This window comes from Nocardioides sp. Z24_21, from assembly GCF_058134345.1.
In genome coordinates this window covers 357,506-370,822 of the sequence record NZ_JBYTTH010000005.1, presented here as the reverse complement: position 1 = coordinate 370,822, position 13,317 = coordinate 357,506, and the positions used below count along the sequence as shown (strand labels likewise).

At 73.8% G+C, this 13,317-nt stretch carries 14 protein-coding genes and 1 tRNA gene; 7 read left to right on the top strand and 8 right to left on the bottom strand.

What is annotated here, in order from left to right:
* Positions 1 to 6: 6 nt before the first annotated feature.
* A complete protein-coding gene (locus tag AC3X7Z_RS17250) occupies positions 7 to 963 on the bottom strand; it encodes a GNAT family N-acetyltransferase (RefSeq protein WP_489976699.1) in 957 nt (318 codons plus the stop codon).
* Between the two features lie 171 nt (positions 964 to 1,134).
* Here AC3X7Z_RS17250 and AC3X7Z_RS17245 point away from each other — a divergent pair, with 171 nt between their 5' ends.
* Together AC3X7Z_RS17245 and AC3X7Z_RS17240 are read left to right on the top strand one after the other, a co-directional pair.
* Positions 1,135 to 2,535 carry a DUF1800 domain-containing protein gene (locus AC3X7Z_RS17245; RefSeq protein WP_489976698.1) on the top strand — a complete coding sequence of 467 codons (1,401 nt, stop codon included), beginning with the start codon at positions 1,135 to 1,137 and terminating at the stop codon, positions 2,533 to 2,535.
* A gap of 1 nt (position 2,536) precedes the next feature.
* Positions 2,537 to 3,835, top strand: a complete 1,299-nt coding sequence (locus tag AC3X7Z_RS17240; RefSeq protein ID WP_206054550.1) for a DUF1501 domain-containing protein — start codon at positions 2,537 to 2,539, stop codon at positions 3,833 to 3,835.
* A 16-nt stretch (positions 3,836 to 3,851) separates the two neighbouring features.
* Here AC3X7Z_RS17240 and AC3X7Z_RS17235 read toward each other — a convergent pair whose 3' ends face one another.
* Positions 3,852 to 5,054 (bottom strand): sulfite oxidase, encoded by a 1,203-nt coding sequence (locus AC3X7Z_RS17235; protein WP_489976697.1) that lies wholly within the window; start codon positions 5,052 to 5,054, stop codon positions 3,852 to 3,854.
* A gap of 67 nt (positions 5,055 to 5,121) precedes the next feature.
* On the opposite strand from AC3X7Z_RS17235, the gene AC3X7Z_RS17230 reads away from it, so the two are divergent.
* Positions 5,122 to 5,874 (top strand): PIG-L deacetylase family protein, encoded by a 753-nt coding sequence (locus AC3X7Z_RS17230; protein WP_489976696.1) that lies wholly within the window; start codon positions 5,122 to 5,124, stop codon positions 5,872 to 5,874.
* Here AC3X7Z_RS17230 and AC3X7Z_RS17225 read toward each other — a convergent pair.
* The 5 genes from AC3X7Z_RS17225 to dnaG form a co-directional block, all read right to left on the bottom strand.
* Positions 5,828 to 6,688 carry a hypothetical protein gene (locus tag AC3X7Z_RS17225; RefSeq protein WP_489976695.1) on the bottom strand — a complete coding sequence of 287 codons (861 nt, stop codon included), beginning with the start codon at positions 6,686 to 6,688 and terminating at the stop codon, positions 5,828 to 5,830. The two genes, AC3X7Z_RS17230 and AC3X7Z_RS17225, sit on opposite strands and share 47 nt — an antisense overlap.
* A 93-nt stretch (positions 6,689 to 6,781) precedes the next feature.
* Positions 6,782 to 7,537, bottom strand: a complete 756-nt coding sequence (locus AC3X7Z_RS17220) for a GAF and ANTAR domain-containing protein (protein WP_489976694.1) — start codon at positions 7,535 to 7,537, stop codon at positions 6,782 to 6,784.
* Positions 7,538 to 7,682: 145 nt separating this feature from the next.
* Positions 7,683 to 7,755, bottom strand: a tRNA-Asn gene (locus AC3X7Z_RS17215).
* A gap of 52 nt (positions 7,756 to 7,807) precedes the next feature.
* Positions 7,808 to 8,317 carry a hypothetical protein gene (locus AC3X7Z_RS17210; protein ID WP_206054549.1) on the bottom strand — a complete coding sequence of 170 codons (510 nt, stop codon included), beginning with the start codon at positions 8,315 to 8,317 and terminating at the stop codon, positions 7,808 to 7,810.
* Positions 8,314 to 10,212, bottom strand: coding sequence for a DNA primase (gene dnaG / locus AC3X7Z_RS17205; protein ID WP_489976693.1), 1,899 nt, complete (start codon positions 10,210 to 10,212; stop codon positions 8,314 to 8,316). Before dnaG ends, AC3X7Z_RS17210 begins: the two co-directional genes overlap by 4 nt.
* Positions 10,213 to 10,350: 138 nt before the next feature.
* Here dnaG and AC3X7Z_RS17200 point away from each other — a divergent pair, with 138 nt between their 5' ends.
* From AC3X7Z_RS17200 to AC3X7Z_RS17190, 3 genes are read left to right on the top strand one after another with little or no spacing between them, the layout of a single operon-like run.
* Entirely contained in the window at positions 10,351 to 10,758 is a 408-nt protein-coding gene (locus AC3X7Z_RS17200; protein WP_186341758.1) for a phage holin family protein, read from the top strand.
* Complete coding sequence (locus tag AC3X7Z_RS17195; protein ID WP_186341757.1) at positions 10,751 to 11,005, top strand: DUF3618 domain-containing protein; 255 nt, start codon at positions 10,751 to 10,753, stop codon at positions 11,003 to 11,005. Before AC3X7Z_RS17200 ends, AC3X7Z_RS17195 begins: the two co-directional genes overlap by 8 nt.
* Before the next feature lie 21 nt (positions 11,006 to 11,026).
* Positions 11,027 to 11,353, top strand: coding sequence for a YtxH domain-containing protein (locus tag AC3X7Z_RS17190; protein ID WP_186341756.1), 327 nt, complete (start codon positions 11,027 to 11,029; stop codon positions 11,351 to 11,353).
* 28 nt (positions 11,354 to 11,381) lie between these two features.
* Here AC3X7Z_RS17190 and AC3X7Z_RS17185 read toward each other — a convergent pair whose 3' ends face one another.
* Positions 11,382 to 12,650, bottom strand: coding sequence for a deoxyguanosinetriphosphate triphosphohydrolase (locus AC3X7Z_RS17185; RefSeq protein WP_186341755.1), 1,269 nt, complete (start codon positions 12,648 to 12,650; stop codon positions 11,382 to 11,384).
* Between the two features lie 139 nt (positions 12,651 to 12,789).
* On the opposite strand from AC3X7Z_RS17185, the gene AC3X7Z_RS17180 reads away from it, so the two are divergent.
* Entirely contained in the window at positions 12,790 to 13,284 is a 495-nt protein-coding gene (locus tag AC3X7Z_RS17180; protein WP_186341754.1) for a DUF5994 family protein, read from the top strand.
* Positions 13,285 to 13,317 lie beyond the last annotated feature (33 nt).

Sequence of the window (13,317 nt, the reverse complement as noted above, 5' to 3'; positions counted from 1 at the left end):
CGCACCCTAGGCGATCCGCGCCTCGACCTCGTACATGTGCTCCACCACCCGGAAGCCGAGGGCGGTGTTGGTGCGGTGCATCGCGGTGTTGGAGGGGGCGGTCCAGGTGTGCACGAGCCGGACGTGCGGGGGCAGGCCGGCGTAGTTGGCGGCCTTGAGCGCCGCACCCAGCCGGTGACCGCGGTGCTCGGGCATCACCAGGGTGTCGTCCTGCCAGCCGTAGTCGGTGCCGTGCGGGACGAAGAGCAGCGAGTAGCCGCCGAAGGTGCCGTCCGAACGCCGGCGAGCGGCGGCCACCCGGACGTCGTACGCCCGCATCAGCCGCTCCTCCGAGGAGGCCAGCCGCTCGTCGTCGAGGACCTCGGGGTCGAGCTCGAGGTCGCCGGTCGGGACGTCGGCGTTCATCTGGTTGCGCATCGCCAGGTAGGCGGCCCGGTGCTCGTCGGGGCACCGGCCGCGCCAGGTCACCAGGTCGTAGGCAGGGTCCGCCGGCGAGGCGGTCACGGGCAGGTCGGCGACGAGGTGGTCCTCGCGGTGCTTGTCGACCGCTCCCATGGCGGCGGCGAACTCGTGGGCCGGCCCCGGCTCGGCGACGTCGACGGTGACCTCTCCCCCGAGCCGGGTGCGGCCCGCAGCGCCGGCGCGCTCCACGAGCGCCTGCCAGAGCGCACGGCCGATGCCGGCGCGCCGGTGCGCGGGGAGCACCTGCACCTCGCCCCAGGCGACATCGGTGTTCTCGGTCAGGGGCAGCTCGAGCTCGGCCACGCCGATCACCTCACCGCCCGCCACGGCCTGGAGCCAGGTGCGCGCGTAGTGGGTGCTGGGCGAGGTGGCGGTCACCTCGAACGCCTGGAGCGTCGTGGTCAGCGCGTGCGGGCGGTCGGCCCGGACCGCGCGCTCCATGACGTCGTGCCACGCAGCCCTGGCCACCGGGTCGGTCGGGTCGAGCTCGACGATCTCCACGACCGCATGGGACCGCACGCGAGCGTCCGCACGCAAAATGGGATCTCGGTTCGGCTTCGCAAGGGGTCCTCGGCGTGGGACAGTGGCCCGTCGCAGAAGCGGCGCGCGTAGGGGAGGACCTCGGTGGCCAAGGATCGATCTGCACTGCTGCCACCGTCGCAGCGTCACCTCGTGACGCGCTTCGGCTACGGCGTCGACGCCACCCTCGCGCGCGACGTGCAGCGCGCAGGCGGCGCGTCGGCGTGGTTCGAGCAGCAGCTCACCGCGCCCGGCTCCTTCCCCGACGGGTCGGCCGACGCCGTCCGCGGGTGGTGGCCCGACCTCGACCGGAGGCCTGCCGACCTGTGGAAGCGCCAGGCCCAGGAGATCCGCGGCGGCTGGCAGGTGATGGAGGACTACGGGCGCTGGCTGCTGCTCCGGCGCATCCGCACGCGCCGCCCGGTGCTGGAGAAGATGACCGAGTTCTGGGAGGCGATGCTCCACGTCCCGGTGACCGGCGACGCCCAGTTCACGTGGCGCGCCGACTACGGCGACACGATCCGGCGCCACGCCCTCGGCCGCTTCGACCAGATGCTGGTCGAGACCACCACCCATCCGGCGATGCTGATCTTCCTCTCCGCCGCGACCTCCACCAAGCGGGCCCCCAACGAGAACCTCGGGCGCGAGCTGCTCGAGCTGCACACCCTCGGCGCGGGCAACTACGACGAGGACGACGTCAAGGCCTCCGCGCGGATCCTCACCGGCTGGCACGTGGACCTCTGGAAGACGTGGAAGCGGTCCTACGTCAAGGAGGACCACTGGACCGGACGGGTCAAGGTGCGCGGCTTCCGCCACGACAACCGCAAGGCCGACGGCCGCGAGGTCACCCGCGAGTACCTGCGCTACCTCGCCCACCACCCGTCGACCGCGCAGCACGTCGCGACGCGACTGGCGACCAAGTTCGTCCACGACGAGCCGCCGCCGGCGCTGGTCCGCCGGCTCGCGAAGGTCTACCTGCGCAACGACACCGCGATCGTCCCGGTGCTCCGCGCCCTCGTGGCGAGCAAGGAGTTCCCCAGGTCGGCCGGCGACAAGCTGCGCGACCCCGGCGAGGACGTCGTCGCGACCTACCGCGCCCTCGGCGTCGAGGTCGGGCGTCCGCGCCGCAACGACTCCGCCGCCAACGCGATCCTGTGGCAGGCCGGAAGCCTGGGCCTCACCCCCCACGCCTGGCCGCGACCCGACGGCACCCCGGTCACCGACACCACCTGGGCGTCCCCGTCCCGTGCGCTCGGCTCGATGAGCATGCACTGGTCGATGGCGGGCGGCTGGTGGCCCTCCGAGGGCCTGCGCCACCGCAGGCCGAGCGCCTGGGTGCCGGCCAAGAAGCCGATCCGGTTCGAGGACCTCGTCGACGCCGTGAGCCGCGACCTGCTGCACCGGCCGGCCACCGCGCGCCTCGTCGAGACCGCCTGCCTGGCCACCGGCTGCAAGGCCAGGGAGAAGATCGACCGCGAGCACGGCCTCTACGAATGGGGCTTCCCGCGGCTGCTGGCCGCTGTCCTCGACTCCCCCGACCACCTGGCGTGCTGACATGACTGATCCCCACACCCCGTCCGGCGCGGCGTCGCCCCGCTCGTGCGGATGCCCCGACTACGACCAGGCCCGGATGGCGCTGAGCCGGCGCTCGCTGCTGGGCACCGCCCTCGCCGGCGGTGCCGTCGCGCTCGGCCCGTCGCTGTCCGGCGCGGGTCCCCGTGCGTACGCCGTCACCGGCCGGTCGGCGTCGTCGCTGGCCATGCCCGGCGGCTCCGTGCTGGTGCTGCTCTCGCTGCGCGGCGCGGCCGACGGGCTCTCGCTCGTCGTCCCGCACGGCGACCCGGTCTACTACGCCGCGCGCCCCCGGCTCGCCATCGCCGCCCCGTCGCTCCTGGCGGCCGACGCGATGTTCGGGCTGCACCCCGCCCTCGCCCCGCTGCTGCCGATGTGGGAGGCCGGATCGCTCGCGGCCGTGCACGCCACCGGCATGGCGACGCCCAACCGGTCGCACTTCGCGGCGATGGAGGCCATCGAGGACGCCGCCCCGGGATCGAGCGAGCGCACGGGGTGGCTCAACCGGCTCCTCGGCGAGCTGCCCGGCACGACGCCCCTGCAGGGCACCGCGATGGGCAACCAGGTGCCGACGTCGCTGTTCGGCACCCAGCCCGCGTTCGTGGTCAGCCGCGTCGACCAGGCCAAGGTCGCCGGTGCCGAGGCGGACGGGCGCCGGCTGGCCTCGCTGTCCCACGCCTGGAAGGGCAGCAGCCCCATGGGACGAGCCGTGCGCGACGCGATCTCCGGGGTCCAGTCCTTCGGTGCGGCGCGCGAGACCACGGCCGGCACGCCCACCCCGGCGTTCCCGTCCAGCGGACTCGGCAAGGCGCTCTCCGACGTCTCCCGGATCGTGCGCTCCGGCGTCGCCGCCGAGGTGATCACCGTCGACCAGGGCGACTGGGACATGCACACCGACGCCGGCACGCTCGAGTGGGGCGACATGCGGCGCAACGCCGGCGACCTGGCGAGCTCGATCGCGGCGTTCTTCGCCGACCTCGGCCCCGCCGCGGACCGGGTCACCCTCGTCACCCTCAGCGAGTTCGGCCGCCGGGTGAAGGAGAACGACGACTACGGCACCGACCACGGCTTCGGCAACGTCATGTTCGTCGCCGGCGCCGGCGTCCGCGGCGGGCAGTACTACGGCTCCTGGCCGGGCCTGCAGGACACGCTCGACGCCGACGTGCTCGTCACCACCGACTACCGCAGCGTGCTGGCCGAGGTCGTGACCAGACGGTTCGGGGTCTCGGTCGCCCAGGTGTTCCCCGGCTTCGCCCCGCAGGCAGTCGGCGTGATGGCCTGACCCGCGGACGGCGGGCTCACGCGACGCGTACGGGGTGGCGCACCACGGCGTCGAAGAAGTAGCCCTGCGTGTTGTGGACGGCCGCGAGCGGCTGCGTGCGCCCCTGGTCGTCAGTGGCACGTGCGAGCAGCTCGTGGCGCCCGGGCCGCGGGCGGGCCCAGCGCACCGACCACTGCGTCCAGCCCTCCTCCTGGCGCGAGCGCCGGTCGAGGACGGCGGGGCGCCAGCTGGCGCCGCCGTCCAGGCTCACCGAGACGCGACTGATCCGGCCGGCGCCGCTCCACGACCGCCCGGTCAGGGTGACCGGGCGCGCCGGCAGCACCTGGTCGCGGGCGAGCTCCCACGCCGAGCGCACCGGGTTGACGGTCAGCGGCGGGGAGTCGGCCGGCCACTCGGGCCCGGTCATCCGGTAGAAGGTGGTGTTCCACGGCGACGTCAGCTCGGTCGTGGAGACCTCGAGCGAGCCGAGCCACTTGATGCTCGCGATGCCCACCCACCCCGGGAGCACGAGGCGCAGCGGGTAGCCGTGGTCGGGCAGCAGGTCCTCGCCGTTCATGCCCCACGCCAGGAGGGCGTCGTCGAGCGCCTTCGCGACCGGGAACGGGCGTCGCACGCGGCCGTAGTCGGTGCCGCCGGAGACGAACGGGTCGTCCAGTCCCGTCGCCTGGATCGACACCGCAGCCGGGGACAGCCCCACCCCGGCCAGCACGTCGCGCAGGCGTACGCCGCTCCACCGCACCGTCCCGACGGCACCCAGCCCCCACGAGGTGCCGGACACCGACTGCCCCTGCTGGTCGCGGAACAGGCTGCGGCCGTTGCCCGTGCACTCGAGCACGGCGGTGAGCTCGTGGCGCGGCAGCCGCCGGAGGTCGGCGTAGGAGAGGCTCAGCGCCTGGGCCTCGGTGCGCGGGGTGGCCAGCCCGTCGCCGTGCACCCGGAGCGCGTAGGTCGAGCGGTCGATCACGGGCGTGCGCGTGTGGTTTCGCACGAACAGACGCGACTGCGGCGTGAGGTAGCGCCCGGGGTCGACCGAGCTCCAGAGCATCTCGGCGTTGGTGCCGAAGTCGGTGAACCAGGCCGGCGGCGTCGGCTTGAGCACGAAGGGGGACGCCGCGAAGGCGGAGCCGGTGCGCCAGAGGGCGGGCGGCGCGGCCGCGAGGCCGGCGGCCGCGGCGGCGGCGGTGAGGAAGCCACGACGGGTGGGCGTGATCGAGGTCATGGACGGACCATATACGAGTAAGTGACCTATTTGACTAGACAACACGTCGCGGTGTCATGCTCCCCCCATGACCGACACCCGACCCGAGCCCCCCGCCTACGAGCCGCTCCCCGAGGACTGGGAGACCGCGTTGTTCGTCGTGGCGCACCCCGACGACATCGAGTACGGCTCGGCGGCGGCGGTCGCCCGCTGGACCGGGCAGGGCAAGAAGGTCGTCTACTGCATGGTGACCAGCGGGGAGGCCGGGATCGACGGCCTGCACCCCGACGAGTGCGGTCCCCTGCGCGAGGCGGAGGAGATCGCCTCGGCCGCCACGGTCGGCGTCGACGAGGTGGTGTTCCTCCGCCTCCCCGACGGGATCCTGGAGTACGGCGTGGAGCTGCGGCGCGCGCTGGCGAAGGTGGTCCGCGAGCAGCGACCGGACGTCGCCCTGACCATCAACTTCCGCGACACCTTCGGCGGCACCCGGCTCAACCAGGCCGATCACATCGCCGTCGGCAAGGCGCTCCTCGACGCCGTGCGCGACGCGGGCAACCGGTGGGTGTTCCCCGAGCAGCTCACCGACGGCCTCGAGCCGTGGGGCGGCGTCGGGGCGGTGTGGGTGGGCGGGTCACCGCAGGCGACGCACGCCGTCGACGTCACCGACACCTTCGCGGCGGGGGTGGCGTCGCTGAAGGAGCACAGGGCCTACATCGAGGGCCTCGGGTGGGAGGGCTGGGACCCCGAGGAGTTCCTCGACGGCATCCTCCGCGCCGGCGGCCAGGGCATCGGCGTCACGCACGCGTCGACCTTCGAGGTGTTTCCGATGGGGTGGGGCTGAGCGACTGGCGGCCGAACCGCCGGCGGCGCGGCGCCCGGGGCTCGCGTTCCCCCGCCCCGGCGAACCGGGCGCCCACCAGGGGCGGCGGGCTCGGCGCCACCGGCGCGGCCTCCTCCTGGGCTGGCGCAGCGGCCCCGCTGTCCGGGACGACCGGCGCCGACGCCGTGGACAGGTCGTGGCCCGCGAGGACCGCACGCACCTCGTCGACCATCGCCAGGAGCGCGTCGTCGTCGGTGACGTCCGTCTGGGCGACCAGGGCGTGGCGCCCCAGCGAGGCGCCCACCACGGCGCCCTGCTCGAAGCGCAGCCGCACGAACCCGGCGGCGCTCTGGTCCTCCAGCGAGCGCAGGATGGCGAGCATCCGGTTGCCCACGTCGGCGAGCTGGTCCGACCCGTCATGGCCGGACACGGCGACGACGCGCGAGGCGGCCGTGACGACAGCGCTCCACCGCACCCCGTCGATCGCCGTCATCCGGGAGACGCAGTGGGCGAGCGCCGACGACGTGTCGGCGGCTCCCACCACGGTGTAGGTCGGCACCTCGCGGGGCCCGGCGGGAGTCGCCACCGCCCGGTAGGTGCCCTCCCCGGCGGGGGTCCACGTCACGCCGACGACGAGGCGGCGCAGGCCGGACGCCTCCATCGCCCGCAGGTCGCCCACGTCGAGGAGCTCCCCCGCTCGCCGCGCCAGCCGCCCGGTGTAGGGCAGCGCGGCCGCCACCGCGCCCGCGGCGCCGTCGTCGCCGACCAGCGTCCCGTCGGGGCGTACGACGAACTCGGCCGTCCCCTGCCCGCTCGGCACCCGGTCTGCGCACATGGCACCACCCTGACGCAGCGCGCGACCCTCCGCGAGCGGCGTAACGCACAGTTCACACGGGGCGGCGAAAGCGTTACGCCACGGCAACCGGCGCTAGGTGGTCGGGGTGGCGGAGGCCGTCGAGGTGGTCGGGGTGGCGGAGGCCGTCGAGGTGATCGAGGTGGTCGAGCCCGGCAGGGTGCCCGTCTCGACCACGTGCTGGGCGACGGCGAAGAGCTTGATGTTGTGCTGGGAGGAGAGCCGCTTGAGCACGGCGAACGCCTGCTCCGAGGTCAGCGAGAAGCGCTCGCGCAGGATGCCGGTGGCCTCGCCGATCAGCTGGCGGCTGCTGATCGCCGTGTGCATCTGGTCGTGCTGCACCGTGGCGCTGAGGGCCACGGCCGCGTGGGCGGCCACGACGAGGCCGTCGAGGCGGTCGTCGTGGTCGAACGCGCCGGGCTCGTAGGCGTAGAGGTTGAGCATCCCGATGCTGTCGCGCTCGACGAACAGCCGGAAGCCCAGGTAGGAGCGGACCCCGGTGCGCTCGACCACGCCGGCCGCCCACCGCGGCCACGGCGCGTCCCCGGCCAGGTCGGGCACGGCGACCACGTCGGCGGTCGGGGCGTCCTCCATGGCCGGCCCCTCGGCGAGGTCGTGCTGCAGGTCGTCCATGAGCTGGAGCGAGACATGGGAGTGCGCGCAGGTGTCGTGGCGCGACGAGCGCAGCACGCAGACACCGGCGACGTCGCAGGCATCGATGAGCTCGACGGCCATCTCGGCGATGCGCCGCACCGTGTCGCCGGGTCCCTGGTTGCCCGACATCCCCCTGGCGGCGTCGGCAAGGCGTCGGCCGAACTCCTGACGATCCATGTACGGCCTTCTCTCCGAGTCCCACGACCCCTCACGCATCGTATCGACGGACCGGTGACGCGGGCCTCGCCGCGCCCGGCCACTCGTCCCGGGCCGGACGCAGAACCGCCTCCGACCTGTCGGAACAGGTCGGAGGCGGTGGACGCTCCCCCGGTTGGACTCGAACCAACAACCCTCCGGTTAACAGCCGAATGCTCTGCCAGTTGAGCTACAGGGGATCGCTTGTGCAGCGAGGCGAAACCTTAGCAAGCCCAGAGTACGCGGGCGAAATCAGGGCAGGCCGACATCGCGCCGAGCCAGCTCCAGGGCCTCGCGGGCGGCGACGCGGACCAGCGGGTCGTCGGGGTCGACGCCCTCGTCGTACTCGTAGACCCACTGCACGCCCCCCGCCCCGGACGGGGCCCGCCGCGCGATCACCCGCAGGGCACGACGCCCGTCGAGCGAGACGTGGCGCTGCAGCACCACGCTCGCCGTGACCCGCTCGTGGACCAGCTCGAGGAGCCGTCCGGGCTCGTCGAGGACGGCGGTGTGGACGGGCCGCTCCTCGCCCCAGCTGCCCACCTCGGTGAGCCGGAACGTCTCGGTGTCGAGGTCCCAGCCGGCGGCCTCGACCTGCTCCCACGGCACCCGACGGGACCCGCCCGAGCCGTCGACGACGTAGAACGCGTCGCGGGTGCCGGCAAGCACCGTGCCGTCGGTCGCGATCGCCGTGGCGAGCACCCGCTCCCCCGGCGCGACCTCGACGGACGCGCGCGGTCCGCGGCGGCGCCACCTGCTCACGACTGTCCTCCCGGCTGGCCGACGGCGCCCTCGCGCAGCCGTCGGCGGTGCTGCTCGAGGACCACGAGCTCGCCGAACATGCGGTTGTAGTCGAGCGCCTGCTCGACCGGGTTGGTGCGCTGGAGACGGGCCTTGACGTCGGCGATGCGGCGGGACGTGGTGAGCTCCTGGAGTCGGTAGACGTAGGCCACGGCGAACGTCGGGGTGGGGTCGGAGGTGCCGCGCACCGGCTCGACGCCGAGCTCGGTGACGGCGGCGATCACGGCGGGGTCGGTGGCCGCCGCTCGCACCCGGGCGGCCCACCCCGGGTCGTCGCCGGCGCCGGCCGGGCCGCCTGCGGCGGTGACGGCGGCCCACACGCCCTGGAAGGTGGGGTGGGTGAAGTCGTCGGTGGTCACGTGGGCGGTGGTGCGCCCCACCCCGGCGGGGTGCTGGATGACGAGCTTGAGCATCTCGCGCTCGATCAGGAACCGCGGGTCGGACAGGCTCGGCAGGGCGGGCCGGGCCGGCTCGGCCGGGGCGGCCTCCGGGACGCGGGAGGTGCGCCGGTCGTCGGTGCGCGCGGGCCGGCTGGCGGCCCGGCGGACCTCGGCGCGCACCTCGTCGACGTCCATGCCGACCATGTGGGCGAGCTCGCGGGAGAAGGAGTCGACCTTGGTGCGGTCGCGGATGCTCGCGACCAGCCCGGCCGCGTCGCGCAGCGCGTCGACCCGGCCGTCGGCGCGGTCGAGGTCGTAGCGGGCGAGGATGTTGCCGAGCGCGAAGCGGTAGAGCGGCTGGCGCTTGGCGACCAGCTCGCGCACCGCCTCGTCGCCCTCCCGCAGCCGCAGGTCGCAGGGGTCCATCCCCTCGGGCGCGACGGCGACGTAGGTCTGCGAGGCGAAGACCTGGTCGCTCTCGAGCACCTTCATCGCGGCCTTCTGCCCGGCGGAGTCGCCGTCGAAGGTGAAGATCACCTCGCCGCCGGAGGAGCCGTGGTCGCCGAGGAACCGGCGCAGCACGCGGGCGTGGTCCTGGCCGAACGCCGTGCCGCACGAGGCGACCGCCGTCGTGACGCCCGCGAGGTGGCACGCCATCACGTCGGTGTAGCCCTCGACGACCACCGCCTGCTGGCTGTCCTTCATCGCGGTGCGGGCCAGGTCGATGCCGTAGAGCACCTGGCTCTTCTTGTAGATCGCGGTCTCGGAGGTGTTGAGGTACTTCGCCTCGATGCGGTCGTCGTCGAAGATGCGCCGGGCGCCGAAGCCGATGGTGTCGCCGTTGGCCTCGCGGATCGGCCACACCAGCCGGCCACGGAAGCGGTCGTAGGCCGAGCGCCCGAGCGCGGCGAGACCGGCCGCGACCTGCTCCTCGTCGGTGAACCGTCGCCCGCGCAGGTGGCGCACGAGCGCCTCCCCGTCGCGGGGGGCGAAGCCCACGCCGAACATCTCCGCCGCGGCCTGGTCGAAGCCACGCTCGTGGAGGAACTGGCGCGCCACGACGGCGTCGGGACCGCCCAGTTGCTCGGCGTAGAACTCCTGGGCCACCTTGTGCGCCTCGATCAGCCGGCCGCGCGAGGGCCCCCGGGGGCGGGCGGGCTGGTCGTCTCCGTCCTCGCGGCGCAGCTGGACGCCGAACTTCTCCGCGAGCCGCTCCACCGACTCGGTGAAGGTGAGCCCGTCGACCTTCATCAGGAACGAGATGACGTCGCCGCCCTCTCCGCACCCGAAGCAGTGGAAGAACTGGCGGGCCGGATTGACGTTGAACGACGGGGTCTTCTCGTCGTGGAACGGGCACAGGCCCTTCAGCGAGCCGCCGCCGGCGCGCTTGAGCGTGACGTAGCCGGACACCACGTCGTCGATCCGCGCCTTCTCGCGCACCTCGGCGATGTCGTCGTCGCGTATCCGGCCTGCCACGCCGGGGAGTCTACGGGCGGGCTCCCACGCCCAACGCGGGGTCTCCACAACCCCCGCGACGGGCTCGCGCGCGGGACCGGCCACCCCTTGGGGCGTACGGCGCTGGTGTGGGCCCGGTGGGTCTGCCAAGGTCGACGCATGACTGCTCAGCACGGAGCGCCAGAGAGTCAGACTCTCGGAGCGCTCGTCCACCAGCTGTCCGAGCAGATCCCAGAGCTGGTCCGCTCGGAGATCCGCCTTGCGCAGGCCGAGGTCACTCAGAAGGGCAAACGGGCCGGCGTCGGGATCGGCATGTTCAGCGTCGCCGGGCTGCTCGCCTTCTTCGCCCTCGGCTCGCTGGTCGCCACCGCGATCCTCGGCCTCGCCCACGTCGTCGACGCCTGGCTCGCCGCGCTCATCGTGGCACTGGTCCTGCTCGCCGCCGCTGCCGTGGCAGGGCTGATCGGCAGGAGCAAGGTCGCCGAGGCCGGGCCGCCGGCCCCCGAGAAGGCGATCCAGGGCGTCAAGGAGGACATCGCGACCGTGAAGGGTGAGCACCGTGGATGATCAGCAGAAGACGCCCGAGGAGCTGGAGGCCGAGATCGCGCTGCAGCGCGAGCAGCTCGCGCACACCGTCGACGAGCTGACGGCCAAGCTCGACGTGAAGTCGCAGGCGCGCCAGAAGCTCGCCTCGCTGAAGGACTCCGCCACCACCGAGACGGGCGAGCCGCGCACCGAGGTGCTCGCGGCCGCCGCGTCGCTCGTGGCGATGGCCGTGGTGCTGCTGCTCTGGCGGCGCCGCGGCGCCCACTGACCGACCAGGGAAGGGAGAACCATGAAGAAGCTCATGCTGCTCGTCGCCGGAGGTGTCGGCTACGTGCTCGGCGCCCGCGCCGGCAGGGAACGCTACGAACAGATCAAGAGGACGGCCACCCGGGTCAAGGAGGACCCGCGGGTGCAGGAGAAGGCTCACCAGGCCGCCGACCTCGCCAAGGACAAGGCTCCGGTGGTGAAGGACAAGGTCGCCTCGGTCGCCGGCACCGCCGCCGACAAGGTCACCCCGTCGAACAACGGCGGGCACCGCTCCGACCTCGAGGACCAGCTCCACCCCGACAGCACCGCCCGGCAGGACGACCCCTACCCGCAGGGCGACCTGCCGTAGCCCGTCCCCGACCCGCCGCGCAGGCCGCTCAGCCGAGCGCCGCGTGGCGGGTCACGGCACTGGCGTCGGTCAGCGACGCGACCTGGTCGATGACCACGCGTCGCCGGCCGGCGTCGTCCCCTGCCCGCTCCCAGTCCTCGACGAAGACCCGGTCGAGCGCGGCGGCGCCGCGCACCCAGATCCGCTCGACGAGCTCGGCGACGAGCTCACGCTGGCGCTCCATCAGCACCACCCGGTCGTCGGCCTGCATCACGTAGTGGGCCGCGATGCCCTTGAGCACCCCGATCTCGACCTCGGTCGCCTCCGGGACGACGAGGTCGGCGCGGTGGCGCACCGGCGGCTCCCCGTCGGTCGCGGCGAACGTCGCCTGCTGGACGCTGCCGCAGAAGCGCCCGATGAGGTCGCTGGTGAGGTTCTTGATGGCGGCGAGGCTGCGCCGGCTCCCGTCGTAGGACGACCGCGGCCAGCTCCCGACGGCGCGCAGTCCGGCCAGCGCGGCGTCGAGCGCCGCGTCGTCCGCGCCGGGGAGGTACCACGAGCGCACGGTCTCCCACAGGGCGTCGCGGTCGAGGCGGGTGAGGTCGAGGCGGCCCGCCACGATGCCGTCCTCCACGTCGTGCACCGAGTAGGCGACGTCGTCGGCGAGGTCCATCACCTGCGCCTCCAGGCAGCGGCGCCTGCCCGGCACGCCGGCGCGCACCCAGTCGAAGACCGGCCGGTCGTCGTCGTAGACGCCGAACTTGACGACCACCCGTGGGGTGCCGTCGGCGTGCACGCCGTGCGGGCCGGTGGCCTCCGTGCGAGACCACGGATACTTCGTGCAGGCGTCGAGGGTCGCCCGGGTCAGGTTGAGGCCGACCGATCGGCCGTCGGCGTCGAAGGTCTTCGACTCCAGCCGGGTCAGCAGCCGCAGGGTCTGGGCGTTGCCCTCGAACCCGCCGCAGTCGCCGCTCAGCTCGGCGAGCACCCGCTCGCCGTTGTGGCCGAACGGGGGGTGGCCCAGGTCGTGGGCCAGCGCGGCCGTCTCGGTGATGTCCGGGTGGGTGCCGATGGCGCGGGCCAGGTCACGGGCGATCTGCGCCACCTCGAGGCTGTGGGTGAGCCGGTTGCGGACGAAGTCGTCGGTCTGCGGGCCGACCACTTGGGTCTTGGCGGCCAGGCGCCGCGACGCCGCGGCGTGCACCACGCGCGCCCGGTCGCGCTCGAACGCCAGGCGCACGGGCGCGTCGACCCGCTTGGGCGGCTCGGCGACGATGCGCTCGCGCGCCGCGTCGTCGTAGAGATCCTCGATGCTCATCGGCCGGTCAGCCTAGCGACGCCCCCTGACGTCCGCCGACACCCGCCCACATCGAGGGAGGCGACCGCGTAGGCTGGCGGGGAAGGACCGGTGACCCGGCTGCCACCAGGCAGGCCTTCCCGGTCGAGAGGCGGACGTCATGACGACGCCGGACAGTTCCCAGCACGCGCGCGACACCCTGGACCAGATGGTCGAGGAGACCGAGGCACCGGTGCGGCTGCGGCTGGCCCAGCACCTCGGGCGCAACGCCCTCGACGGCGGCTGGTGGCCGCGCACCCGCGACCTCGGCAGCGAGCTGCGCCTGCTCGTCGACCAGTTCCCGGTCGACCTGGGCCGGATCACCCAGGTGCGCGTCTCGCCCTCCGACTGGGGGACGCGACCGCGCACCGTCCAGGTCGCCCGCGGCCTGGTGAGGGTCGGCTCGTTCACCACCGACGACAGCCACGTCGCCCACCTCAGCACCTCCAACCGCACGCTGCTGCGCGTGCTGGTGGTGCCGGCCGAGCTCACCGACTACCAGGGCGAGGAGGCACTCCTCGCGGCCGCGACGGCGGGCAACGCCCACTCGGCGCTCGAGCTGATCCGCACGGTCACCGACAGCCCGGACGTGGACCCGCGCGACCGCTGGACCTGATCCCGGGCCGAGCCTCGCGGCCGGACCCAGGTG

Excerpts from the sequence above, each read along its gene's own strand:
- AC3X7Z_RS17240 (WP_206054550.1), top strand. The coding sequence starts at position 2,537 with ATGACTGATCCCCACACCCCGTCCGGCGCGGCGTCGCCCCGCTCGTGC.
- AC3X7Z_RS17235 (WP_489976697.1), bottom strand. The coding sequence starts at position 5,054 with ATGACCTCGATCACGCCCACCCGTCGTGGCTTCCTCACCGCCGCCGCC.
- AC3X7Z_RS17230 (WP_489976696.1), top strand. The coding sequence starts at position 5,122 with ATGACCGACACCCGACCCGAGCCCCCCGCCTACGAGCCGCTCCCCGAG.
- AC3X7Z_RS17225 (WP_489976695.1), bottom strand. The coding sequence starts at position 6,688 with ATGTGCGCAGACCGGGTGCCGAGCGGGCAGGGGACGGCCGAGTTCGTC.
- AC3X7Z_RS17220 (WP_489976694.1), bottom strand. The coding sequence starts at position 7,537 with ATGGATCGTCAGGAGTTCGGCCGACGCCTTGCCGACGCCGCCAGGGGG.
- AC3X7Z_RS17200 (WP_186341758.1), top strand. The coding sequence starts at position 10,351 with ATGACTGCTCAGCACGGAGCGCCAGAGAGTCAGACTCTCGGAGCGCTC.
- AC3X7Z_RS17190 (WP_186341756.1), top strand. The coding sequence starts at position 11,027 with ATGAAGAAGCTCATGCTGCTCGTCGCCGGAGGTGTCGGCTACGTGCTC.
- AC3X7Z_RS17185 (WP_186341755.1), bottom strand. The coding sequence starts at position 12,650 with ATGAGCATCGAGGATCTCTACGACGACGCGGCGCGCGAGCGCATCGTC.
- AC3X7Z_RS17180 (WP_186341754.1), top strand. The coding sequence starts at position 12,790 with ATGACGACGCCGGACAGTTCCCAGCACGCGCGCGACACCCTGGACCAG.